This is a genomic window from Sphingobium mellinum (genome assembly GCF_037860795.1).
GTDB lineage: Bacteria > Pseudomonadota > Alphaproteobacteria > Sphingomonadales > Sphingomonadaceae > Sphingobium > Sphingobium mellinum.
In genome coordinates this window covers 749,097-771,072 of the sequence record NZ_JBANRK010000001.1, presented here as the reverse complement: position 1 = coordinate 771,072, position 21,976 = coordinate 749,097, and the positions used below count along the sequence as shown (strand labels likewise).

Here is a 21,976-nt window from a genome sequence, read left to right as displayed (position 1 = left end):
ACGGGCCGTTAAACCTTTTCCGGCACAAGTTGCGCCATGACTCGGATACTCCATGTGCTCGATCACAGCCTGCCGCTGCACAGCGGCTACACGTTCCGCACCCGCGCCATCCTGCGTGCCCAGCAGGGCAGCGGCTGGAACGTGCGCGGCATCACCGGGCACCGCCACGAGGATGACGGCGCGCTTGAGGAAGTCGTCGACGGCCTGCATTTTCACCGCACGCCGGGCAAGGCCGCTACGGGCCATCCGCTGCTGCGCGAGTGGCGTGATATCTCCGCTCACGCCGATGCCATCGATGCGCTGGTGGCGCGCTGGCGCCCAGACATCATCCATGCCCATTCGCCCGTGCTGAACGCCATCGCCGCCCAGCGCGTCGCGAAGCGGCACGGCATACCGACGGTCTATGAAATCCGTGCCTTCTGGGAAGATGCAGCGGTCGGCAATGGCACGGGAACGGAGGGAAGCCCGCGCTACTGGCTGACCCGTCAATTGGAGACCCACGCAGTGCGCGCCGCCGATGCGGTTGCCGTCATCTGCGAAGGCTTGCGCAGCGATCTGGTCGCCCGCGGCGTCGACCCCACACATATTATCGTTTCGCCCAATGGCGTCGACATGGACCAGTTCGGCACGCCTGTCCCGCGCGACAAGTCGCTCACTGCGCGGCTGGGGCTTGAGGGCGCCGACGTCGTCGGCTTCATCGGCAGCTTCTATGATTATGAAGGGCTCGACGATCTCATCGCCGCGATGCCCAGACTCGTGCGGGCGCGGCCCAGGGTCAAACTGCTTCTGGTCGGTGGAGGCCCCCGCGAACAGGCGCTTCGCGATCAGGCGATAGCCTCTCCCTTTGCCGACCACATCGTCTTCGTCGGCCGCGTGCCGCATGACGAGGTTGAGGATTATTACGCCCAGGTTGATATCCTGGCCTATCCCCGCAAGGCGATGCGCCTGACCGAACTGGTGACGCCGCTCAAGCCGCTCGAGGCGATGGCGCAGGGCCGGCTGGTCGCGGCGTCTGCCGTGGGCGGCCATCGCGAACTCATTGAGGATGGCGTAACCGGCACATTGTTCGCGCCCGGCGATCCAGCGGCGATTGCGGCCGCGCTCGCCGGCATGTTTGCCGATCGCGGCTTCTGGGATGAGCGACGCGCCACGGCGCGCGCTTACGTCGAGCGCGAGCGTAACTGGTCGTCAAATATTCTGCGCTACGAACCGGTCTATCAGCGTCTGCTGGATCGGCCGCGCACGCGGGCTGCCGCTTGAGGAGCGTGATGACGATGGCGCGGTCCCGTCCGGTCATTGGCCCGGCGGCGTTGTGCGGCCTTGGCATCGCGGCGATCCTGCTGGCAATGCCGGTCGGCTTTCTGGAGACGCTGGTGGCGTCGAGCGGACTCAGCGAAGCGCTGCCCGCCGCCGCGCCGCCGCTGGGACTGAAGGCGCGGCTGCTGCTTGCGGCCTTTTGTGGAGTGATGGCTGCGGGAGCGGCTTGGGCAGGTCCGGGTCAAAGCCGGCCGGCGGAACGGGAACAGCAAGGTCGACGCCGCCAGGGCGTCGCGGGAGTTAAGATCATGGGTTTTGCATTGTCGAAGCTGAACTGGCTCGCACGCGGCCGGGGCGCTGGCGCCTCCCGCGGATCGCGCCTGGCGCTCCGCCGCGCGGACGCGCATCCGGATGCCCCGGCGCGGGCGCCGATCTTCGCCAGCCGCGACTTCGGTGGGCTCGACATTTTTCCGCGTGTCGCCCCGATGCGCCTGGGTGAGGCGGACGCAGCCGAGCCTGAGCAGCCGCCCGTCATCCGCGCGCTGCCGCGCGTGGCGGCGTCGCCTGCGCTCGATGAGGCGATCGAGGCGGAATATGAGGAAGTCATCGAGCCGACCATCGCGCCCCTTGCCGATCCCGCGCTCGAAGCATCCGTGCCCCCTGCGCCGCCGCTGTCCATCGCCGAACTGACCGAGCGCCTGGAACGCGGCCTTGCCCGCCGCACGCGGGAGCCAAGGACCGACTCTGGGGTCCTGGCGGACATGCCTGTGGAAGCGCCCGTGCCGGTTCGCGATGAGGTCGACGATCAGGCCGACCGGGCCCTTCGTGCCGCCTTGAGCACGCTGCGCGCCATGGCCGACCGCACGCGCTGAGCTGGGCTTACCGCCGAGCGGGCTCACCAATCCTCGATGGTGAGCGCCGAGAGTTCCAGCCATTCGCCGTCACCGTCCGAGCCGCTTGCGTCGATGCAAATGTCGGCGACGAAGTGACGTGGCAAGGTCCATTCGGCATCTTCCAGCCCTGTGGCGAAGTGAATGCGCCTGTCCGCTGCGTCTGCGCCTGACAGCCGCAGACGGATGGCGTGTCGGCGTCCCTGGAACAGTGCGCTTGCCCATGGGCGGCTGACCGCGCGCTCTATAGCGGCGGGCGTGCCCGCCCGTTCGATCAACTGCGACAGCAGGCGGGGCAGGGGATCGTCGCCGCCACGCCGCTTCGCTTCATTTGGGATGCAATTCCTCACCCGTCCATGGGGATCCATGCTTGTCATTGTTCGGCTCCCCTGCGATATGTGTTCATGAAATGTTCTACTCGTCTCTTTATGCGGTCCCCAGGCTCGCGCCCGTTACGCAAGTCGAACACCAGCCGAGGATCCCGTACGCTTTCCCGGCCGAAGCGCGTGGGCGGAATGCCATTGTCTCGCAGAAATTTCTCGATGGCTCGGATCAGCATGCCCCTGTTTCTCCTCGTATCGTGCGACTCGCTGGCTGCGAATCAATAGGACATTTCCTATCTGTTGCCCTATTTCCTACTTGTCTAGGAAAAATCCTATCATTATGGATGGATCATGGTCGGTAATGGAGAAGATGCCCGCGTCGTGCTGGAAAGGCTGATTGCCGAGCGGGGGGAGAATTATGCCGATCTCTCGCGCCTGCTGAAGCGCAATCCCGCCTATATCCAGCAGTTCATCAAGCGAGGGACGCCCCGCAAGCTTGATGAGGAGGATCGGCGCGTGCTGGCTCGCTATTTCGGCATCGCCGAGGATATGCTGGGCGGCCCGGTGACGGCCGCGCCGGTTCCCCGCCGATCGCGCCCGCTTCCTGCCGTTGTCACTGTCCCCCGCCTGTCGCTTGGCGCGTCGGCCGGTCCCGGATCCCTTGACGAGGATGAGCGCGCGACCGGCGCAATCGCGTTCGACGCCAACTGGCTACGCCATCTGGGGGTGCGGCCGCAGCGCGTCTCCATCATCCGGGTCGACGGCGAATCGATGGCGCCCACCCTCAACGACGGCGACGAAATCATGGTCGACCATGAGGACGGCGTCGAACGGCTGCGCGACGGCGTCTATGTGCTGCGGCTGGACGGGGTGTTGATGGTCAAGCGAATCGCGATGGGCCCGCGCCGGGGCCTGTTCAGCGTGCTCAGCGACAATGGCCATTATCCCGACTGGGTCGACATTGATCCCACCCTGGTCGCCATCGTCGGGCGCGTGGTCTGGACGGGCCGCCGTCTCATCTAGCTTGGCGAGGCGCAACCGCGTTCCTATGTCCGGGGACCAAAGGAGGCCGGCTTGAACGACAATGACGCGGTGACCCGCAAGGCTATCGAATGGCGGGGCGCGCCCATGGCGCTGGCGACGGTGGTGTCGACCTGGGGCTCCGCGCCGCGGCCGCGCGGCAGCCACATGCTCGTGCATCGCGACGGCCGGTTCGAAGGCAGCATTTCAGGCGGCTGTGTCGAAGCGGACGTATTGCAGCGCGCTGAAGAGGTGATTGCAGGCCGCGCCGCGCATGTCGAACGCTATGGCGTGGCGGATGGCGACGCCTGGTCGGTGGGACTGCCCTGCGGCGGCGACATCCGCGTCCTGGTGCAGCCGGTAGCGGAGGAGGGCTTCGCTCCTGCCCTTTTCGACCGGATCGCGGCGGCACGAGATCAGGGGCGGTCGGTTACCCTGTCCACCGATCTTGCGACCGGCCGCACGGCGGACGCGCTGGTCGATGGGCAGTTCCAGAACCGCTATGATCCGCCCCGCCGTCTGTTGATCGTCGGCGCGGTTCAGATCGCCCAGTCGCTGACGGCGCTGGCGCGGGCGATCGGGATCGCACCCGTGGTCATCGATCCGCGCGGCCGGTTCCTGACCGAGGAACGCTTCCCCGGCGTCGAACTGGACGATCGCTGGCCCGACGAGGCGATCGCCGCGCGTCTCCCCGGCGAAGCAACCGCCGTGGTCACGCTCAGCCACGACATCAAGATCGACGATCCCGCGCTCGCTGCCGCTTTGCGTGCCTCGACCGGCTACATCGCCGCGCTTGGCTCTCGTAAGAGTCACGCCGCACGGCTGGAGCGGTTGTCGGCCATGGGCTTTGCCGCCGCCGACCTTGCCCGCATCGATGGTCCGGCCGGGCTCGACATCGGCGCCGTCGGCGCGGCCGAGATCGCGCTGTCGATCGCGGCGGGCATGATTTCAGGCTTCAACGCGCGGGGCTGAGAGCTGCCCCTGGAGTGTTTTCCAAGCAGATGGCGTCATCTGCTGATTCGGAAAACGCGGCAAAATAATGGCCCGGGCCGTCCGGGCCGGTCCAATGGGACCGGAACATATTCTAGCAGCATTTCCCGCCATTGCGGCCGCCATAGCGCGCCTCCTGCCGCTCGCGGAAGAAGGCGATGCGATCCATCGGCGGTTCGCCAGGATGATGCTCACGCATGTGGCGCAAATACGTGTCATAGTCGGGCATGCCGACCATCATCGCGCCCAGCCGTCGCGCGGTCTGCAGCCAGTGCGTCATTCCGCCGGCGCCAGTTCCACGGGGATTTCCCGTGCCGTCGGCGCCCGCTCCTGCCTCGCGGCAAGGCAGGTGCGGATGGTGAAGAACAGCAGCGACAGCACGACGACCAGGAAAATGGCCACAAGCACCGCGTCCACGCGATCGTTGAAGATTATCTGCCGCATCTCCGCCATGGACTTGGCCGGTGCCATCACTTCGCTCCTGTCCGCTGCCCCACCGAACTTCGCGGCGTGACTCAGGAAACCGACCTTGGGATCGGCGGACAGCAGCTTCAGCGATCCGGCCGACAGGGTGCAGACCATCAGCCAGGCCGCCGGCAGCATCGTCACCCAAGCATAGCGGTCCTGCTTCATGCGGAACAGCACCGCCGTCCCCAGCATCAGCGCGATGGCGGCCAGCATCTGGTTGGAAATGCCGAACACCGGCCAGAGCGTGTTCACCCCGCCCAGGGGATCGGTTACGCCCTGATAGAGGAAGAAACCCCAGGCCGCGACTGTGAGGCCGGTGGCGACAACGCCCGCCGCCAACCCCTTTGCCTCCTTGAAGCCCGGCGCGGCCAGCCCAATCAGGTCCTGAAGCATGAAACGACCGGCCCTCGTCCCCGCATCCACTGCCGTCAGGATGAACAGCGCCTCGAACAGGATCGCAAAATGATACCAGAAGGCCTTCATCGCCGGCCCGCCGACGACATGGGAAAAGATTTCCGCCATCGCCACCGCCAATGTCGGCGCGCCGCCTGCGCGGGAGATGATCGTATGTTCGCCGACGTCCCTGGCCGTCTGGACGATCAGATCAGGGGAAATGGGAAAGCCCATCGCCGTCACCGCCGCCGCCGCACTCGCCGCATCCTTGCCGATCGCCGCTGCCGGGCTGTTCATCGTGAAGTAGATGCCCGGGTCCAGGATCGAGGCGCCCACCAGCGCCATGATCGCGACGAAGGCTTCCGTCAGCATCGCGCCATAGCCGATGATCGGCGCGTCGCTTTCGCTCGCGATCAGCTTCGGCGTCGTGCCGCTGGCTATCAGCGCATGGAAGCCCGACACCGCGCCACAGGCGATGGTGATGAAGAGAAATGGGAACAGCCCGCCCGACCAGACCGGGCCATTGCCATTCACGAACGGCGTGACCGCATGCATCTTGAGCGGCGGCGCCATGATGAAGATGCCTATTGCCAGTGCCGCGATCGCGCCAATCTTCAGGAAAGTCGACAGATAATCGCGCGGCGCCAGGAGCAGCCAGACCGGCAGCACCGACGCCACCGCGCCATAGCCGATCAAGATCCAGCACAGCTGCACCGGCGTGAAGGTGAAGATTGGCGCCCAGACCGGTGATTGCGCCACGGACTGTCCATAGATGATCGCAGCCAGCAGGCCGACGAGGCCGATCAGCGACACCTCGCCAATCCGGCCCGGCCGTATCCACCGGGTATAGGCGCCCATGACCATGGCAAGCGGCACCGTCGCTGCCACCGTGAACATGCCCCAGGGGCTCTCCGCAAGGGCCTTGACCACGATCAGCGCCAGCACTGCGAGGATGATGACCATGATCATGAAGGCGCCGAGCAGCGCGATTGTGCCCGCGACCTGGCCCATTTCCATGCGTATGAGTTCGCCCAGCGACTTGCCGTCGCGGCGCATGGAAATGAACAGGACCATGAAATCCTGCACCGCGCCTGCCAGCACCACACCGGCGATGATCCAGATGGTGCCGGGCAGATAGCCCATCTGCGCGGCCAGAACCGGGCCGACCAGCGGGCCGGCGCCGGCGATGGCGGCGAAATGATGGCCGAACAGAACGACGCGATCGGTCGCGACATAGTCCAGGCCGTCCGCCCGCCGGATGGCGGGCGTGGGCCTCTTCGCGTCCAGCCGCATGACCGCCCGCCCGATGAACAGCGCATAATAGCGGTAGGCGACCAGGAAGCTGCTGACTGCCGCGACCACGATCCACAGGGCGTTCACTGCTTCTCCGCGCGACACCGCGACGACCGACAGGGCGACCGCGCCGACGATCGCGATCAGGATCCATGGGATGTGCCGGGTCATCGCTCTCTCTATGCTGGCCTGGGATTGCCGGGCCACAGTAAGCCCACGTCCTTCAAAGACAATCGCGCTTTCGTGCGAAGGGCCAGTCAATGGCACCGCTTGCCCAAAGCGCCCACCAGATAATCACCGGCTGCAACGCCAGTCGCGGCCCGTGATACCACCAGCCAAGATGCACGCCACCCAGCGGTATATCGTTGATCGCATGGTTGAGGTTGGCCGGCCACACGCACAGCGCATAGAGCGCCAGGCCCACCCCCGCCGCGCGCCGCAGCTGCGGGACGGCCAGGCCGATGGCTCCCGCGACTTCCGCCAGGCCGGTGAAAGCGATCACCTCCGGCGCCCAGGGCACCCAAGCCGGCGTAATTGCGACGAAGCCCGCGGGCCGCGCCAGATGCGCGGTGCCCGCCAAAAGATAGAGAAGGGACAGCAACCAGCGCGCTATGCGCCGCGCCGCGCTTTCCCTGTCACTCGCGCTTGTCAGAGCCTGATCTCGCCTTCGTCCTCGCCGTCCCAGTAGTGGACGCGTTCCGCATGGACCTTGATCATCACCAGCCCGGGCGTGTCAACGCCCTGTTCGAACCAGCGGTCGAGGTCGCCGTTCCAATGCGCTTCGAACCGCGCCTTGTCGCGGATCAGGTCGGCACGTCCTTCGATGGCGACAAAGAGCGGGCGGTGGTTCAGCAGGCCCGCCTTTCCCTGGAAGGACAGGCCGACCTTCGGCTGGTGCTCGATATCCCTGACCATCAACGTGTCGTCGGTGGTGAAATAATAGCTGTCGCCATCATAATCGACATCGCGATTGTTGCTCATCGGCCGCGCGCCGATGCGACCGCCCTCGGTATGGGTAGCGAGCATGGCGAAATCGATGTCCTTCATCTTTTCCGCCAGTTGTTCGAGCGTCCGTTGCACCATCTTTGCCTCCTTCGATCACCACGCCGAAACGCGCGGAGAGCGGGAGCGGGTCCGAGGCGGACTCGCCGCCGGGACAAATAGAACATATAGTGAACATTTCCGGTGATTCGAAAGGCATCAGCCATGCGCCCTGCTATGCGCATCAAGCCACTATACAGGCTGTTCTTCGCATTGAAGCCGACCGCGGTGATCGCTCGACAGACCGACTATTTCGCGGCCTCCATCGGCGGCGGCCAAGACCGCATCCTGCCCGATCACCAGCATCTGACGCTTGCCGTCACCGCCGATCATGTCGACTATCCCTATGCCGTGGTCAAGGCGCTGCTGCGCGCCGGCACCGGCATTCTGGCTGAACCGTTCGACCTGTTGCTCGATCAGCTGAGCTTCAGCAACCGTTCTGCCGCCCTGCGCCCGTCGGGCGCCGTGCCCTTGTTGAGCGACTTGCAGCGGTCGGTTGCCACAGCGATGCGGGGGGCGGGGGTGGGGCTGCGTCCGGACTGGAGCTTCAGCCCGCACCAGACGCTCTTCTACCGAGACGGTCGGCCCGAGAAGAGAAAGGTCGATGGCTTTTCCTGGCGAGTCAAACAGTTCGTGCTGCTCTGCAGCCATGTCGGCCACCGGCACCACGAAATATTGGGCACTTGGCCGCTTAAGGGAGATGGGCAACTCAGCCTGTTCTGAGCGCTTCCATGACGGCCCTTCGGGCGAAACCCGGTTGCTCGGCAAGCGGCGGCGGTCAGCCTCGTCCGCCCCTTCACCCCTGCGTCACGCTCTCCAGCACCGCCGCGCGCAATTCCGCGATGCCCATACCCTTTTCACTCGATGTGGGAATGATGTCGGGATGGGCCGCCGGCCGCTTGCGGACGGCGTCGGCTGTCGCTTGCATGACTTCGGCCAGATGGCTGGCCTTTACCTTGTCCGCTTTGGTCAGCACGATTCGATAGCTGACCGCCGCCGCGTCGAGCATGTCGAATATGTCGGTGTCGACATCCTTGATGCCATGGCGGCTGTCGATCAGCACCAGCGTGCGTTTCAGCTTCGCCCGCCCGCGCAGATAGTCGTTCACCAGGAAACGCCATTTGCGCACCATGTCCTTGGGCGCCTTGGCATAGCCATAGCCTGGCATGTCGACCAGGCGGAACCGCAGTGGATTGCCGACATCGAAGAAGTTCAGCTCCTGCGTGCGCCCCGGTGTATTGGACGTGCGGGCAAGCCCGTTGCGGCCGGTCAGCGCGTTCAGCAGCGAAGACTTCCCGACATTGGAACGGCCCGCGAAGGCCACTTCATTGACCGACATGTCGGGCAGGAATTTGAGATCGGGCGCGGACTTGAGGAATGTGATGGGCCCCGCAAAGATCCTGCGCGCTTCCTCGACCAGGTCGGCTTCGTGCTGTTGCGTCATCCCTCACTCCGTTCGGTTCGAGCTTGTCGGGAAGCGCGACAAACCCGTTTCTCGACAAGCTCGAAACGAACGGGCGGGGCTGTCGACCTGCTACTTCGCCTGGACCGCGCTGCTCGGCACGGGATGCCGCCGGTAAAGCCACCATTGCTGCAGCATCGACAGGCAGTTGTTGGTGATCCAGTAGACCAGAAGCCCGGCCGCGAACGGCGCCATGATGAACATCATCATCCAGGGCATGATCGAAAAGACCTGCTGCTGCATCGGGTCCATCTGGGCCGGGTTCAGCTTGAACTGGAAGAACATGCTGATGCCCAGCAGCAGCGCCAGCAAGCCGATGCCCAGGAAAGCGGGCGGCGTGAATGGAAGCAGCCCAAACAGGTTGAGGATGTGCAGCGGATCGGGCGCCGACAGGTCCTTGATCCAGAGGACGAAGGGCTGGTGGCGCATTTCGATGGTCAGTTGCAGCACCTTGTAGAGCGCGAAGAAGATCGGGATCTGGAGGAAGATCGGCAGGCAGCCGGCAAGCGGATTCACCTTCTCGCGCTTGTACAGCGCCATCATCTCCTGCTGGAGCTTGGGCTTGTCGTCCTTATATTTCTCCTGCAGCGCCTTCATCTTGGGCTGCACCGCGCGCATCGCCGCCATGCTGGCGAACTGCCGCTGCGCGACCGGGAACATGAGCGCGCGCACGACGAAGGTCAGGCAGATGATCGCCACACCGAAATTGCCGATATGTTCGAACAACCAGTGGAGCAGCGCGAAGATCGGCTTTTCGAACCAGTAGAACCAGCCCCAGTCGATCGCCCGGTCGAACAGCGGAATGCCTGCGTCCTGATAGGCTTCCAGCGTCTTGACCTCCTTGGCGCCTACGAACAGGCGCGCTGTCTGCGTCATCGCCTTGCCCGGGGCCAGCATCGTCGGCTGCAGGCTGTAGTCGGCCTGATACTGCGTGCCTGCGCCCTTGCGGAACTGGCCTTCAAAAGCGGCCTTCTGGTCCGGCACCAGCGCGGACAGCCAATATTTGTCGGTGAAGCCGAGCCAGCCGCCGGTCGACTGGAAGCTCTGCATTGCCGGACCCTTCGCCAGGTCCTTGTAGTTCACGTCATAGTTGGCCGCGCCGTTGAACACGCCCATGGGACCCACATGGATGGTCCAGGTGTCCGGGTCCTTGGACGGGGTCGCGCGGCTGACATAGCCATAGCTCTTGACCGCCACTGCGCCGGGGCCGCTGTTGGATACCGTCTGCTGCGCGGTGATCATGTAATTCTGATCCACCGAGAAGCGGATTTCATAGGTCTGGCCCGCGCCATTGTTCCAGCGCAGCGTGACGGGGCTGGCGGGGGTCAGTTCCTTGCCCTGCGCCGTCCATATCGTGTTGACGTCCGGCGTCTTTGCGCCTTCGCCCTGCCAGCCAAAGCCGGCGAAGAAGGCATCCTGCGTGCCCGAGGGGCTGTAGAGGCGAATGGCGGGCGAATTCTTCGCGATCGTCTCGCTGTAGGTCGGCAGCACGATATCGTCGATGCGTGCGCCCTTGAGATTGATGGAGCCGACGAGCTTGGGCGTGCGGATCGGCACGCGCGGGCTTTCCTTCAGAACCAGCGCGCGGTCGCGGATCGCCGCGGGACCGTCGGCCGCGGGGCCGGGCTGGGCCAGCGGCTTGGTCTTGCCGCCCTCGATCTTCGTCGCGGGCGGATTCGCTGCGGGGAAGAAATGTTTGGACACATAGGGCCAGCCGAACAGGATCGCTGCGGTCAGCAGCACCGCCAGAACAATATTCTTCTTGTCGTCCACGCTAATCGGCTCCGCCGTGTTGGAATTCTGTGTCAGGGAACCGGGTCATAGCCCGACCCGCCCCATGGGTGGCATCGCATTAGCCGCTTCGTGGCCAGCCAGCTACCCTTCACCGCACCATATTTGCCGATTGCCTGGATTGCATATTCCGAGCAGGACGGGGCGTAGCGGCAGCTGGGCGGCAGAATGCGCGAAGGCCCCATTTGCCAGCAGCGCGCGATGAGGATCAGGATGCGGCTCATCACGCTCCAGTTCCTCCTTCGGATCGCGACAAGGCCGCCGACGGCCGCTTGCGCTGGTCGCCGGCAGGGCGACTCATCACCTTGCGCAGCGCCTTTTCCAACTCTGATCGCAGCAGGCCGAATTCGCGTTCCACGCCATCGGTTCGCCCGATCAGCACATGGTCGGCGCCGGCAACACCCAGCCGGGGCAACAATTCTCGCGCCAGGACGCGAAAACGGCGCTTCATCCGGTTGCGGATGACAGCGCCGCCAATCTTCTTCGTGACCGTGATGCCATACCGCATCGCCGCATCGCCATCGCCGCGTTCGCGCACCAGCAGGACAAAGCCCGGCATGGGCGCGCGACGCCCGCGATTCGCCGCCAAAAAGTCGGCGCGTCGGCGCATGACCGACGGCGCGCGTTCCAGCGGCGCGTCGTTCAGGCGCTCAGGCTCTTGCGGCCGCGTGATCGACGGGCGCGCAGCACGTTGCGGCCGCCGGGGGTCGCCATGCGGGCGCGGAAACCGTGACGGCGCTTCCGAACCAGATTGCTCGGCTGATAGGTGCGCTTCATCGTTCATTCCTCAAAGCAAACATAGAAATCGGGCGTGACAAAAAAGGGCCGCGATGGGCGGCCGCATGTCAGGGGGCGTCCGATAGGCAAAAGGGAAGGGTGAGTCAATGGCGGAGGAGCGAGGCGCTTCGCCTAATCGTCGCGCCGGCCCGCCTTCGTCAACTCCATGTCATACGGGCATGGTGTCCGGCCGGAGATAGGCGAACATGTGCGCCACATAATCCGCCTTGCCCAATTCCACGCCCTGGGCACGCAGGATCGCATAGGCGGCCACCAGGTGGAAATAGAACTGGGGCAGCGCCCAGTCACGGACATACTGCCCGGCGGTGAGATCGAAGATCATTCCCTGCGGCAGCCGATGCGCGATTGGGGTCGCCGGGTCTATTGCGGGTGTGTCGTCCGCGGCTTTTTTGACGATGTCGATCGTGGCGGCGATCACGCCCAGGGCGTCGGCGATCGTTCCGGGATGCTCGGCCCCGTTCCGTCCTTCCTCGAGCACCGCCTGGACCGACGGCGGAAAAGCTTCCTGTCGCAGCCGAAAGACGCCCTCCTGCGCCTGCACGCAGGCGAAGCGGATCTGCGTGGCAAGCGGGAACATGTCCGGCGCGAGCCGGGCAGTGAGCAGGGTTCGTGCTCCGTCGTCCAGGGGAGCGCTATCGACCTTGCCCAGCCAGGCCGCCAGCGCTTCCAGCATCTGGACATAGGTGGGAACAAGTATGTCCTTCAGCATGACGGCTAATTCTTCCGCACAGTCGCTATCGCCTTCTTCAGCGCATCATAGCCTACAGCACCGTTCAGCACCTGGTCCCCGACGACGAAGGTCGGCGTCCCGCTGGCATGAAGTTTCTGCGCCAGGGCGATGTTGGACTGGATTTCCGCGTCATATTTATGGCTGGCAATCGCCGCTTCGGCTTCGGCCTTGCCGATGCCGACCTTCGCCGCCGCCGCGAATATCGTGTCGCGCGTCACCCGGCCAGCGGCGTAGAGCGCGCGATGATAGGCCATATATTGACCCTTTTCCGCCGCCAGCAACGACACCTTCGCCGCGTCCGCGCTTTCATCAGACAGGATCGGCAACTCGCGATAAACGATCTTCAGCCCCTTGTCCTCACCCGCCAGCTTGGCGAGGTCGGGCAGCGAAGCGCGGCAATAGCCACAGGCGTAGTCGAAAAACTCGACCAGCGTCACGTCGGGCTTGGCCGCACCCTCCCAGGCACCGGCATAAGGCGTTTCGATCGCGCTGCGGCTCGCCCCGATACTGTCGGCCACGCGCTTGGCCTGCAACCGCTCGACCGCCTCGGGAATGATCTCGGGGTGCTCCAATATATAGTCGTGGACGATCCTTTCGATCGCAGCCTTGTCGCCGACGCCCCCGGTGCTCTGCATGCCGAGCGCGGCGCCTGTGGCGGTGGCGGCGATAAAGGCGAGGGCGCCGATCGTCATCTGGATCATCCTGTTTGAAAGAGCCGCGCGCAAAGCGGGCCTGCTGTTGTCGCTCATTTCTTTTTCCGCTTCTGCTCGACGGCGGCGCGGGAAACCATGGCGATATCCTGCGCCCGCAGATAATCGACCGTGCCGGGTTTGAGCCCCTGCATTGCAATGTCGGCGTTGCGCAGCGCCATCTGGTCCTCGCCGGTGAGCGCATAGCGTTCCGCCGTCGCCAGGGCGGCGCGCGCCGTGTCGCCGCGCCGTTCATAGACAACGCCTAATTGATACCAGGCAAAGGGATTTTCGCGATCGCGCGCCACCGCATTGCGGAGCACCTGCTCAGCCTCGGCGAAATTGCGGTCGTCTTCGGTCGCGATCAGCGCATGGCCCAACAGCGTTGCGATCAAGGGCTGATGGGTTTGGGCCACTGCTTCGCGCAGCGCGGGGATCGCTTCGGCTGGCTTGCCGCTTTCCAGCAGGATCTGACCTTTCAGTTCCAGGAAATAGGGGTCGTGCGGCAGCGCGGCGAGCAGCGCATCGGCTTCGGCAACCGCCTTGTCGGGATAGGCGCTCTTGTGCCAGGCATAGGCGCGCGCATAATGGGCCGGGATCGATTGGTCGCTTTCGGGATATTTGATCAATGTCTGATTGGGCTCGGACACGAAGCCGATCAGCTTCGCCTTGATCCGCTCAAACCGGGCTTCCAGCTTTGCGTCCACCGGCTTGTTCCAGGCCGGATCGCCCTCATAGACCTCGCGCAGCACATTGATGCGCTCGCCCGACAGCGGGTGGGTGCGGCCGTAGCTGTCGTCCTGCGGGATCGCGAGGCGATATTCCTGATTTTGCAGTTTCTTGAAGAATTCGAGGCTGCCCTTGCCCGAAATTCCGGCCCTGCTGAGGTAACGCGCGCCGGCAAGGTCCGCGGAGCTTTCCTGCGCCCGCGAAAAGGCAAGATATTTGCCCATCGCCGCCTGCTGGCCCATGCCTAATATGCCCATCCCCGCCTCGGCCCCGCCCGCTGCCACGGCGGCGGCCCCCAGCACCAGGCTGAGCAGCGTGATGCCGGTCGCTTCCTTTATCCCTTCGGCCGACCGGATGACGTGACCGCCCTCGATATGGCCCAGTTCATGTGCCACTACGCCCTGAAGCTGGTTCACATTGTCGGCCGCAGCGATCAGGCCGCTGTGGACCCAGACATATTGGCCGCCCGCAACGAACGCATTGATTTCAGGATCGTTGAGGACGAACACCTGTACGTTGCGCGGCTCCATGCCGGCCGCGCTGACCAGAGGGCCTGACATGTCGGCCATGAAGGCTTCGGTCTCGGCATCGCGCAATATCTGCTGCGCAGCAGCGGGGCGGGCGAGGAGCGCCAAGCTGGCCGTCAGGATCGCTGCCATGCGAAGCCACGGGCGCCTCATCGACCTGCGGGGAAAGACTGGATCGTCGGATGCATCGCGACCATCCGGTAGATGGGGGGCGATGAACCCCCGCTGAAACGGCATGCCGCCGCCGTCCGGTGAGACCGGTAAGGCGGCGGCGCTGCTCATGAGGACGAAACGCCCCTCTTACTGGCCGAAGGTGCGCTGCCACCAGCCACGGCGGGGCGAATCGCCTTCTTCGTCGGCTTCGGCTGTTTCCGCGCCATCGGCCGTCACGGCCTGCACGTCGGCCGTTTCGCTCGACTGCGGGATCGGCGCGGCGTCGGCTTCATCGGCCGCCTCCAGAGCTGCCGGCTCGACCGCTGGCGCGGCTTCCGTTTCGGCCTCGGCGGTAGCGTCCGCCTTCTTTCGGCGCGTGCGCTTGGGCTTGGCGGCGGCTTCCTCCGCCGCAGCCTCGGCAGGCGCTTCAGCAGCTTCGGCCGGGGCATCCGCCTTCTTTCGGCGCGTGCGCTTGGGCTTGGCGGAGACTTCCTCGGTCGCAACCTCAGCGGGCGCTTGGGTGGATTGCGCTACCGCTTCGGGCGCTTCCGTGACCTTGCGCGCGCGGGGCCGGCGACGGGCCTTGGGCGCTTGCTCCTCTGCCGCTTCCGCAACTTCTGCTAGCGGCTCAACTTCGGCCGCCTCGGGCGTTTCGGCAGCTTCAACCGGCTGTCCGGCGTTCTCGCCATCGGCTTGCTCCGCCGCGACCTCAGTGCCCTCGCGCCGACGGCGCCCGCCGCGACGGCCCCGGCGACCACGGCGACGACCCGCATCCTCGCCCTCGGCTTCGGTCCCGACAGCCGCCGTGTGCTCCGCATCATCCTCCGCGACGGCTCCGGCCTCGGCCTCTTCATCGCCAGCCTCGATCGCCTCTTCAGCGCCTTCATTGCTGGCTTCGCCTTCAGTCCGATGTTCGTCGCGCTGACCGCCGCGCCGACGGCGACGGCGGCGCCGACGGCGCCCGCCTTCGCGCTCCTCGCCCCGGTCACCGCGTTCCTCATGGGCTGCGGCGGCCTCGACTTCCTCGATCTCATCCTCCTCCAGTTCCTCGACGATCTCCAGATCATCTTCTTCCTGGGGAAGGGGCGTATATTCGACGACGCGTTCGGGCCGCGGGCCGCTGGCTTCCACCGACATGCGCGCGCCTTCGACCTCGCCATCGGGCAGGATCGCGATGCGCACGCCGTAGCGATGCTCGATCTCGTCCAGTTCGCGGCGCTTATTGTTGAGGACGTAGAACGCCGCCTCCTGGCTCGCACGGAGCGTAATCAGGCTGCCGCGACCACGCGCTGCTTCCTCTTCCAGCATGCGCAGCGCGGAAAGGCCGGCGGACGAGGCGGTGCGGACAAGACCCGTGCCCTCGCAATGCGGGCATTGGCGGGTCGAGGCTTCAAGGACGCCGGTGCGCAGCCGCTGGCGGCTCATTTCCATGAGGCCGAAGCCCGAAATGCGGCCAACCTGGATGCGGGCGCGATCGTCCTTCAACGCCTCCTTCATCGCCTTCTCGACCTTGCGGATATTGGAGTTCATCTCCATGTCGATGAAGTCGATGACCACCAGGCCCGCCATGTCGCGCAGCCGCAACTGACGGGCGATTTCGCGCGCCGCTTCCAGGTTGGTGGCGACCGCGGTCTGTTCGATTCCATGTTCGCGGGTCGACCGGCCCGAGTTGATGTCGATCGACACCAAAGCTTCGGTCGGGTTGATGACCAGATAACCGCCCGATTTGAGCTGCACCACGGGGTTATACATTGCCGCCAGCTGATCCTCGACGCTGGCGCGCTGGAACAGCGACACCGCATCGGCATATTGCTTCACCCGCCGGGCGTGGCTGGGCATCAGCAGCTTCATGAACTCCTTGGCGGCGCGATAGCCTTCCTCGCCTTCGACGATCACTTCCTCGATATCCTTGTTGTAGATATCGCGGATCGCGCGCTTGATGAGGTCGCTGTCATTATGGATCAGCGCCGGAGCCTCGGATTTGAGCGTTTTCTCGCGGATCTCGTCCCACAGGCGGGCGAGATAGTCGAAATCGCGCTTGATCTCTGGCTTCGTGCGCTGCAGCCCGGCGGTGCGGACGATGCAGCCCATGGACGAAGGCAGCGCCATTTCGGCGATGATCGACTTCAGCCGCTTGCGGTCGGCGGCGTTGCTGATCTTGCGCGAAATCCCGCCGCCGTGCGACGTGTTCGGCATCAGCACGCAATAGCGGCCGGCGAGCGAAAGATAGGTGGTCAGCGCCGCGCCCTTGTTGCCGCGCTCCTCCTTGACGACCTGGACCAGCAGCACCTGGCGACGCTTGATGACATCCTGGATCTTGTAGCGGCGGCGTAGCGCCATGCGCTTGCGGCGCAGCTCGTCAGCGGCATCGTCGCCATTGCCGCGCTTGCCGCGGCGGCCGGGCTTGTCGCCATTCTCGACGGCTTCGCCCTCGGCCCCTTCCTCATCTTCATGATGGGTGGCCTCGACCAGTTCGACGCCGTCATCGCCATGATGATCCTCGTCATCGTCGACCTCGGCGCGCAGCGCGGCCTCTTCCTCGGCATGCGCGCGTTCTTCGCGCAGCAGCGCCTCGCGGTCCTCGCGCGGGATCTGGTAATAGTCCGGGTGGATTTCGCTGAAAGCCAGGAAGCCGTGGCGATTGCCGCCATAATCGACGAACGCCGCTTGCAGCGACGGTTCTACACGGGTGACCTTGGCGAGATAGATGTTGCCCTTGAGCTGTTTGTGCTCGGCCGACTCGAAATCAAACTCCTCGATCCGGTTCCCTTTGACGACCGCGACCCGGGTCTCTTCCCGGTGGCGCGCATCGATCAGCATACGCATTGTCATTTATGAATCTCCGGCGCCGGCGGCCTGCATCATGGAGCGTAGCCGCGGCGCGATAGTGAAGGGACGAGCGCGTTCGCGCCGCCAGAGGCGGGCCCCAGGGCGTGGATTGTCGCATCGTCCGGTTTGAAAGGAAAAATTGCGCGTCTGCTGCCTGGGCAGGGCCGGGCAAATCGCCGGTCCGCACCATCCACGCCGCATCGCCCGTAACCGGGTTCAGCGGGGGATGGAAATCATGCCTCATGCAGCGTCAACCTGTTCGTCGCATCGGCGTCGGGCGATAAGGCGCCCGCCGATGCCGTCGTGAATGCTCCTGAAAGCTGAGCCTCATATGGGCAACCTCTTCAGGAATATGAATGGGTAGCAGCCAAAGTGCAGCCTCGCAACGGCTGCTCGAAATATTGTTTCACACAGGCTCGTTCATCCCGGTAGTCCCCATCCTGACGGTCAAGGATGAAGGAATGGTCAATTGCGTCACTGGCGCATGAAATTGGACTGGACGGCCGGCGGCGCAGCGAGGCACAAGCGCGGCATGTCGCACCGACTTGCCCTGGCAAGCGCATCGCTGTCACTGGCGCTGGTTCCCGCCCCCCCTCTTTCCGCCGCCGTTCTTGGGGATCAGGCGGGCGGGATCGCCTTTGACGCGTCCGCGCGGATGGCGCCGCGTCCGGCCAGGCGTCTGCACAGCATCACCGTGCCGATCCCGCCGGTTGCGCGCGGCATCGCTTTGCCAAAGGTTGAAGGCACGAGCGACGCATCCCGCCCGCTGGTCGTCATCGACGCCGGCCATGGCGGGCATGATCCGGGGGCCATCAACCCGCAGACCGGCGTGCGTGAAAAGGATGTGACGCTCGCACTGGCGCAGGCGATCCGCGACGAGTTGGTCCGGGCCGGGCGGATCCGCGTGGCGCTGACGCGGGACGATGACCGTTTTCTGGTGTTGCAGGAACGCTACGGGATCGCGCGCAAGCTGAACGCGGACCTGTTCATTTCCGTTCATGCCGATTCGGCCGATAACAAGGATGCGCAAGGGGCGACCATCTATACCTTGTCGGAAACCGCGTCGGACCGGGAAGCGGCGCGGCTGGCGGCGCGGGAGAACAGGGCGGACATACTGAACGGCGTCAACCTGGGCGGCCAGTCGGGCGACGTGTCGTCGATCCTGATCGATCTGACGCAGCGCGAAACCATGAACGTTTCAGCGAATTTCGCCCAGTTGCTGCGGCGGGAGGCGGGGGCCTATATGCCATTTCGGAAGGTCTATCACCGCTTTGCCTCGCTCATGGTTTTGAAGGCCCCCGACATGCCGTCGGTGCTGTTCGAAACCGGCTATCTCAGCAACGAGCGCGACGTCGCCTTCCTCGCCTCGCCCAAGGGCCGGGACAATGTCGCCAAGGGCGTCGCCCGCGCGATCGAGGTGCATTTCGCCCGTAAGCTGGCTCTGGGCCAACGCTAGTCGGTCGATCCGCACTGGCGCTGTCGTCATTTTGACCTTAGAGCCTGCCCCTCATGGAAGAGGTTCGCCCCGATACCGCCCGATCGTCCATCGCCGCCCGCCTGGCGAACCGCGCCAGGCCGCTCCGGGCGCGCCTCGCGCCCCATTGGGGCCGGCGCTGGGTACGCTGGATCGCCATCGGCCTGGGCGGCCTGCTCACGGCCTATGTCCTCTTCTGGCTGATCTTCGCGCGCGGCCTGCCCGACGCGGCGACATTGCTCAACTACGAGCCGCCGCTGCCCACGATCGTGCGCGACATCAACGGCCAGCCGGTCCACAGCTATGCCCGCGAACGCCGCGTCCAGCTGCAATATAGCGACTATCCGCCGCTCCTTATCCGCGCCTATCTGTCGGCGGAGGACAAGACGTTCTTCGAACATCATGGCGTCGACATCCCCGGCTTCCTGGGCGCGGTGTTCGACTATGTGATCAAGATCGGGTCGGGCCATCGCGCCAAGGGCGGGTCGACCATCACCCAGCAGGTCGCCAAGAACCTGCTGATCGGCGACGAATATTCGCCCACGCGCAAGGTCAAGGAGATGATCCTGGCCTATCGCATGGAAGGGGTGCTGTCGAAACAGCAGATCCTGGAACTCTACCTCAACCAGATATTCCTGGGCCGCAATGCCTACGGCGTTCAGGCCGCCGCCCGCGCCTATTTCGACAAGGACGTGGCGGACCTGACGCTGCCGGAAATGGCCTATCTCGCCATCCTGCCCAAGGGGCCGGCCAATTACCGCCCGGAAAGCCCGACCGGCCGTGAACGGGCGCTTGAACGCCGCAACTGGGTGCTGGGCGAGATGGAGAAGAACGGCTGGATCAGCAAGGCGCAGCGCGACGAGGCGCGCGCCCAGCCGCTCGGCACGGTGGCGGCCCACGGATCAAGCTTCGACGCGCGCGCGGGCGGCTATTATATGGAAGAGCTGCGCCGGCGCCTGATCCAGCTGTTCGGCGAAAAGGCGGCGGACGGCCCCAACAGCGTCTATGCCGGCGGCCTGTGGGTGCGCAGCCCCTATGATCCCAAATTGCAGGAAGGCGTCGCCACCGCGCTGCGCAACGGCCTGCTTCGCTTCGACGCGGGCAAGGGCTGGTCCGGCCCGGTTGGCCGGATCGACATGGACCGCGGCTGGCAGCGCGAACTGGCCGCGAGCTATGTCGGCATCGACTATGCCGGCTGGCAGGTAGCGGCCGTAATCAGCCGCAACAGCGGATCGGCCGAGATCGGCTTCGCCGACGGGTCGACCGGCACATTGTCGGCCGATGCCGCGCAACTGCCCTACCGGCGCACCGGCGGCCCTGCCTTTTCGGCGATGAAGCCAGGCGACCTGATCCTCGTTGCGCGCAACGGATCGGGCTGGGCGCTGCGCAACGTGCCCGAAGTGTCCGGCGGCATGATGGTCGAACAGGTCCATTCGGGCCGCGTGCTGGCCATGCAGGGCGGGTTCGACGACCGCCTGTCCTCCTACAACCGCGCGACCCAGGCGATGCGTCAGCCCGGATCGACGATCAAGCCCTTCGTCTATGCCGCCGCGCTCGACAATGGCATGACCCCGGCATCAATCATCGTCGACGGACCGCTTTGCATTGATCAAGGCGCCGGCCTGGGCCAGAAATGCTTCCGCAACTTCAGCGGCGGCAGCGCGGGGCCGCAGACGATGCGCTGGGGCGTCGAGCAGTCGCGCAACCTGATGACCGTGCGTGCCGCCAGCCAGACGGGGATGGACCGCGTGGTCCGCACCATCAAGGCGATGGGGATTGGCGACTATCAGCCCTATCTGTCCTTCGCGCTGGGCGCGGGCGAGACGACGGTCGAGCGGATGGTCAATGCCTATGCCATGCTCGCCAATCAGGGACGGCAGCTGTCGCCCAAGCTGATGGATTATGTCCAGGATCGTCGCGGCAAGGTGATCTGGCCGCACCGATGGCGCCCTTGTGACGGGTGCAACCTGGCGAACTGGGACGGCAAGCCGATGCCGCGCTTTGGCTTCGAAGGGCGGCAGGTGATGAACCCGATGACCGCTTTTCAGGTGGTGCATATCGCCGAAGGCGTGATCCAGCGCGGCACGGCGACGATCCTGTCCGACCTCAACCGGCCGCTGTTCGGCAAGACCGGCACGACCAATGGCCCGACCAACGTCTGGTTCGTGGGGGGATCACCCGATGTCATCGCCGGCGTCTATCTGGGCTACGACCAGCCGCGCAGCCTCGGCGGCTGGGCACAGGGTGGCCGGGTCGCCGCGCCGATCTGGAAAGCGGCGATGGCGCCTTATCTGGAAACCATGCCCAAGACGCCGTTCGTAGCGCCGGCCGGCATTCGCATGGTGACGATCGACCGTCGGTCGGGCAAGCGGGTCTATGGCGTCTGGCCGACCGATGAGCCCAAGCCCGCGGTGATCTGGGAAGCCTTCAAGCCCGAGACGGAACCGCGCCGGTCGATCCGCAAGGAAGAGGTCGCCGCGCAGGAGCAGGCAGCGCAACGGCACGAGGCGAGTACGCAGGCGCGGCTGCGAACCGACAGCGACTTCCTGCAGGAACAGGGCGGCATTTATTGAGCGCGTCGAAGACGCGCGCCCAATCAAGGTCTGCCCGGCACTTGGGGATCAGGGCAGGCTGCCTTCCTCGAACAGCCATTGCATTGCCTTGTCCCATTCATCCTTCGAGAATAGCTCGACATGGCTGTAGGGGATGACGCGCCGGGCCTGGATCTTGTTGAGCGCCGAAGCGATTATGATGGCATAAGGCCCTTTGTTTTCCGCCATCAACACCTGAAAAAGCGCCTCGAACGCGACGCTGACTTCAGGGGACTGAACGGGATAGTCGCGACAGTCGGCGATGGTCCGGTAGCTTTTCCGGGTTTGGAGTATCGTCCGGTGATGCACGTAGAATTGCCGCTCATAATCCCGGAACTCGTCGATGGTCCAATAGCCTTGCTGCACAACGGTAAGCAGCACGCGGCCGGCATCATAGGAAAAGCTGAACATAATTCCCACCCGAGCTTGTTCGAAATGTCAAATAGCCGGTTCCGCCGACATGTGACATGCAATGTTGCGAAATGGCGCTTTTCCCTGCCACCACCTCCGCCTTGTCGCGCATCCCCT

At 65.0% G+C, this 21,976-nt stretch carries 23 protein-coding genes; 7 read left to right on the top strand and 16 right to left on the bottom strand.

Going from position 1 to position 21,976, the window contains the following annotated elements; all coding sequences use genetic code 11:
- The first annotated feature begins 36 nt into the window (after nt 1–36).
- Nucleotides 37–1,260: a TIGR04063 family PEP-CTERM/XrtA system glycosyltransferase gene (locus AAC640_RS03925; protein WP_340264760.1), complete on the top strand. Its 1,224-nt coding sequence runs from the start codon at nt 37–39 to the stop codon at nt 1,258–1,260.
- Between the two features lie 14 nt (nt 1,261–1,274).
- Entirely contained in the window at nt 1,275–2,129 is an 855-nt protein-coding gene (locus AAC640_RS03920; protein ID WP_340264759.1) for a hypothetical protein, read from the top strand.
- Between the two features lie 23 nt (nt 2,130–2,152).
- Here AAC640_RS03920 and AAC640_RS03915 read toward each other — a convergent pair whose 3' ends face one another.
- On the bottom strand, nt 2,153–2,524 hold the full coding sequence (locus AAC640_RS03915; protein WP_340264758.1) for a hypothetical protein: 372 nt from the start codon (nt 2,522–2,524) through the stop codon (nt 2,153–2,155).
- On the bottom strand, nt 2,521–2,706 hold the full coding sequence (locus tag AAC640_RS03910) for a hypothetical protein (protein WP_340264757.1): 186 nt from the start codon (nt 2,704–2,706) through the stop codon (nt 2,521–2,523). The genes AAC640_RS03915 and AAC640_RS03910 overlap by 4 nt, the downstream gene beginning before the upstream one ends.
- A gap of 115 nt (nt 2,707–2,821) precedes the next feature.
- Here AAC640_RS03910 and AAC640_RS03905 point away from each other — a divergent pair, with 115 nt between their 5' ends.
- Together AAC640_RS03905 and AAC640_RS03900 are read left to right on the top strand one after the other, a co-directional pair.
- Complete coding sequence (locus AAC640_RS03905) at nt 2,822–3,493, top strand: S24 family peptidase (protein WP_340264756.1); 672 nt, start codon at nt 2,822–2,824, stop codon at nt 3,491–3,493.
- 51 nt (nt 3,494–3,544) lie between these two features.
- Entirely contained in the window at nt 3,545–4,462 is a 918-nt protein-coding gene (locus AAC640_RS03900) for an XdhC family protein (protein ID WP_340264755.1), read from the top strand.
- A 112-nt stretch (nt 4,463–4,574) separates the two neighbouring features.
- On the opposite strand, the gene AAC640_RS03895 is transcribed toward AAC640_RS03900, so the two are convergent.
- From AAC640_RS03895 to AAC640_RS03880, 4 genes are read right to left on the bottom strand one after another with little or no spacing between them, the layout of a single operon-like run.
- On the bottom strand, nt 4,575–4,760 hold the full coding sequence (locus AAC640_RS03895; protein ID WP_340264754.1) for a YbdD/YjiX family protein: 186 nt from the start codon (nt 4,758–4,760) through the stop codon (nt 4,575–4,577).
- Nucleotides 4,757–6,805: a carbon starvation CstA family protein gene (locus tag AAC640_RS03890; RefSeq protein ID WP_340264753.1), complete on the bottom strand. Its 2,049-nt coding sequence runs from the start codon at nt 6,803–6,805 to the stop codon at nt 4,757–4,759. The genes AAC640_RS03895 and AAC640_RS03890 overlap by 4 nt, the downstream gene beginning before the upstream one ends.
- Nucleotides 6,806–6,857: 52 nt before the next feature.
- A complete protein-coding gene (locus AAC640_RS03885) occupies nt 6,858–7,235 on the bottom strand; it encodes a DoxX family protein (RefSeq protein ID WP_340264752.1) in 378 nt (125 codons plus the stop codon).
- A 47-nt stretch (nt 7,236–7,282) separates the two neighbouring features.
- Nucleotides 7,283–7,717 (bottom strand): pyridoxamine 5'-phosphate oxidase family protein, encoded by a 435-nt coding sequence (locus AAC640_RS03880; RefSeq protein WP_340264751.1) that lies wholly within the window; start codon nt 7,715–7,717, stop codon nt 7,283–7,285.
- 123 nt (nt 7,718–7,840) lie between these two features.
- On the opposite strand from AAC640_RS03880, the gene AAC640_RS03875 reads away from it, so the two are divergent.
- A complete protein-coding gene (locus tag AAC640_RS03875) occupies nt 7,841–8,398 on the top strand; it encodes a 2'-5' RNA ligase family protein (RefSeq protein WP_340264750.1) in 558 nt (185 codons plus the stop codon).
- Nucleotides 8,399–8,471: 73 nt separating this feature from the next.
- On the opposite strand, the gene yihA is transcribed toward AAC640_RS03875, so the two are convergent.
- The 9 genes from yihA to AAC640_RS03830 all read right to left on the bottom strand — a co-directional run bounded on the left by yihA (nt 8,472) and on the right by AAC640_RS03830 (nt 17,386).
- Nucleotides 8,472–9,119: a ribosome biogenesis GTP-binding protein YihA/YsxC gene (gene yihA, locus AAC640_RS03870; protein ID WP_340264749.1), complete on the bottom strand. Its 648-nt coding sequence runs from the start codon at nt 9,117–9,119 to the stop codon at nt 8,472–8,474.
- Between the two features lie 90 nt (nt 9,120–9,209).
- Nucleotides 9,210–10,910 (bottom strand): membrane protein insertase YidC, encoded by a 1,701-nt coding sequence (gene yidC / locus AAC640_RS03865; protein WP_340264748.1) that lies wholly within the window; start codon nt 10,908–10,910, stop codon nt 9,210–9,212.
- A gap of 32 nt (nt 10,911–10,942) precedes the next feature.
- Complete coding sequence (yidD, locus tag AAC640_RS03860; protein ID WP_340264747.1) at nt 10,943–11,155, bottom strand: membrane protein insertion efficiency factor YidD; 213 nt, start codon at nt 11,153–11,155, stop codon at nt 10,943–10,945.
- On the bottom strand, nt 11,152–11,538 hold the full coding sequence (gene rnpA / locus AAC640_RS03855) for a ribonuclease P protein component (RefSeq protein ID WP_340264746.1): 387 nt from the start codon (nt 11,536–11,538) through the stop codon (nt 11,152–11,154). Before rnpA ends, yidD begins: the two co-directional genes overlap by 4 nt.
- Before the next feature lie 32 nt (nt 11,539–11,570).
- On the bottom strand, nt 11,571–11,705 hold the full coding sequence (gene rpmH, locus AAC640_RS03850; protein ID WP_340264745.1) for a 50S ribosomal protein L34: 135 nt from the start codon (nt 11,703–11,705) through the stop codon (nt 11,571–11,573).
- Nucleotides 11,706–11,874: 169 nt separating this feature from the next.
- Nucleotides 11,875–12,435 (bottom strand): DUF1993 family protein, encoded by a 561-nt coding sequence (locus AAC640_RS03845; protein WP_340264744.1) that lies wholly within the window; start codon nt 12,433–12,435, stop codon nt 11,875–11,877.
- A 5-nt stretch (nt 12,436–12,440) separates the two neighbouring features.
- Nucleotides 12,441–13,205, bottom strand: coding sequence for a DsbA family protein (locus tag AAC640_RS03840; protein WP_340264743.1), 765 nt, complete (start codon nt 13,203–13,205; stop codon nt 12,441–12,443).
- The gene (locus AAC640_RS03835) at nt 13,202–14,533 is read right to left on the bottom strand and encodes a M48 family metalloprotease (RefSeq protein WP_459113006.1); all 1,332 of its coding nucleotides are present in this window, start codon (nt 14,531–14,533) and stop codon (nt 13,202–13,204) included. The genes AAC640_RS03840 and AAC640_RS03835 overlap by 4 nt, the downstream gene beginning before the upstream one ends.
- Before the next feature lie 168 nt (nt 14,534–14,701).
- The gene (locus AAC640_RS03830; RefSeq protein ID WP_340264741.1) at nt 14,702–17,386 is read right to left on the bottom strand and encodes an Rne/Rng family ribonuclease; all 2,685 of its coding nucleotides are present in this window, start codon (nt 17,384–17,386) and stop codon (nt 14,702–14,704) included.
- A 481-nt stretch (nt 17,387–17,867) separates the two neighbouring features.
- Between AAC640_RS03830 and AAC640_RS03825 the strand changes: the two genes are divergently transcribed.
- A complete protein-coding gene (locus AAC640_RS03825) occupies nt 17,868–18,839 on the top strand; it encodes an N-acetylmuramoyl-L-alanine amidase family protein (protein ID WP_340264740.1) in 972 nt (323 codons plus the stop codon).
- 53 nt (nt 18,840–18,892) lie between these two features.
- Nucleotides 18,893–21,430 (top strand): penicillin-binding protein 1A, encoded by a 2,538-nt coding sequence (locus AAC640_RS03820; RefSeq protein WP_340264739.1) that lies wholly within the window; start codon nt 18,893–18,895, stop codon nt 21,428–21,430.
- Between the two features lie 48 nt (nt 21,431–21,478).
- Here AAC640_RS03820 and AAC640_RS03815 read toward each other — a convergent pair whose 3' ends face one another.
- Entirely contained in the window at nt 21,479–21,859 is a 381-nt protein-coding gene (locus AAC640_RS03815) for a hypothetical protein (RefSeq protein WP_340264738.1), read from the bottom strand.
- Nucleotides 21,860–21,976 lie beyond the last annotated feature (117 nt).

What these genes read in the sequence shown, in the direction of transcription:
- rnpA (WP_340264746.1), bottom strand. Translation starts at nt 11,538, where the DNA reads ATGCGCCGACGCGCCGACTTTTTGGCGGCGAATCGCGGGCGTCGCGCG.
- AAC640_RS03905 (WP_340264756.1), top strand. Translation starts at nt 2,822, where the DNA reads ATGGTCGGTAATGGAGAAGATGCCCGCGTCGTGCTGGAAAGGCTGATT.
- AAC640_RS03835 (WP_459113006.1), bottom strand. Translation starts at nt 14,533, where the DNA reads ATGGCAGCGATCCTGACGGCCAGCTTGGCGCTCCTCGCCCGCCCCGCT.
- AAC640_RS03890 (WP_340264753.1), bottom strand. Translation starts at nt 6,805, where the DNA reads ATGACCCGGCACATCCCATGGATCCTGATCGCGATCGTCGGCGCGGTC.
- AAC640_RS03915 (WP_340264758.1), bottom strand. Translation starts at nt 2,524, where the DNA reads ATGACAAGCATGGATCCCCATGGACGGGTGAGGAATTGCATCCCAAAT.
- AAC640_RS03875 (WP_340264750.1), top strand. Translation starts at nt 7,841, where the DNA reads ATGCGCCCTGCTATGCGCATCAAGCCACTATACAGGCTGTTCTTCGCA.
- AAC640_RS03820 (WP_340264739.1), top strand. Translation starts at nt 18,893, where the DNA reads ATGGAAGAGGTTCGCCCCGATACCGCCCGATCGTCCATCGCCGCCCGC.
- AAC640_RS03920 (WP_340264759.1), top strand. Translation starts at nt 1,275, where the DNA reads ATGGCGCGGTCCCGTCCGGTCATTGGCCCGGCGGCGTTGTGCGGCCTT.
- AAC640_RS03880 (WP_340264751.1), bottom strand. Translation starts at nt 7,717, where the DNA reads ATGGTGCAACGGACGCTCGAACAACTGGCGGAAAAGATGAAGGACATC.
- rpmH (WP_340264745.1), bottom strand. Translation starts at nt 11,705, where the DNA reads ATGAAGCGCACCTATCAGCCGAGCAATCTGGTTCGGAAGCGCCGTCAC.
- AAC640_RS03925 (WP_340264760.1), top strand. Translation starts at nt 37, where the DNA reads ATGACTCGGATACTCCATGTGCTCGATCACAGCCTGCCGCTGCACAGC.
- AAC640_RS03845 (WP_340264744.1), bottom strand. Translation starts at nt 12,435, where the DNA reads ATGCTGAAGGACATACTTGTTCCCACCTATGTCCAGATGCTGGAAGCG.
- AAC640_RS03825 (WP_340264740.1), top strand. Translation starts at nt 17,868, where the DNA reads ATGAAATTGGACTGGACGGCCGGCGGCGCAGCGAGGCACAAGCGCGGC.
- AAC640_RS03895 (WP_340264754.1), bottom strand. Translation starts at nt 4,760, where the DNA reads ATGACGCACTGGCTGCAGACCGCGCGACGGCTGGGCGCGATGATGGTC.
- yihA (WP_340264749.1), bottom strand. Translation starts at nt 9,119, where the DNA reads ATGACGCAACAGCACGAAGCCGACCTGGTCGAGGAAGCGCGCAGGATC.
- AAC640_RS03840 (WP_340264743.1), bottom strand. Translation starts at nt 13,205, where the DNA reads ATGAGCGACAACAGCAGGCCCGCTTTGCGCGCGGCTCTTTCAAACAGG.
- AAC640_RS03830 (WP_340264741.1), bottom strand. Translation starts at nt 17,386, where the DNA reads ATGACAATGCGTATGCTGATCGATGCGCGCCACCGGGAAGAGACCCGG.
- AAC640_RS03910 (WP_340264757.1), bottom strand. Translation starts at nt 2,706, where the DNA reads ATGCTGATCCGAGCCATCGAGAAATTTCTGCGAGACAATGGCATTCCG.
- AAC640_RS03815 (WP_340264738.1), bottom strand. Translation starts at nt 21,859, where the DNA reads ATGTTCAGCTTTTCCTATGATGCCGGCCGCGTGCTGCTTACCGTTGTG.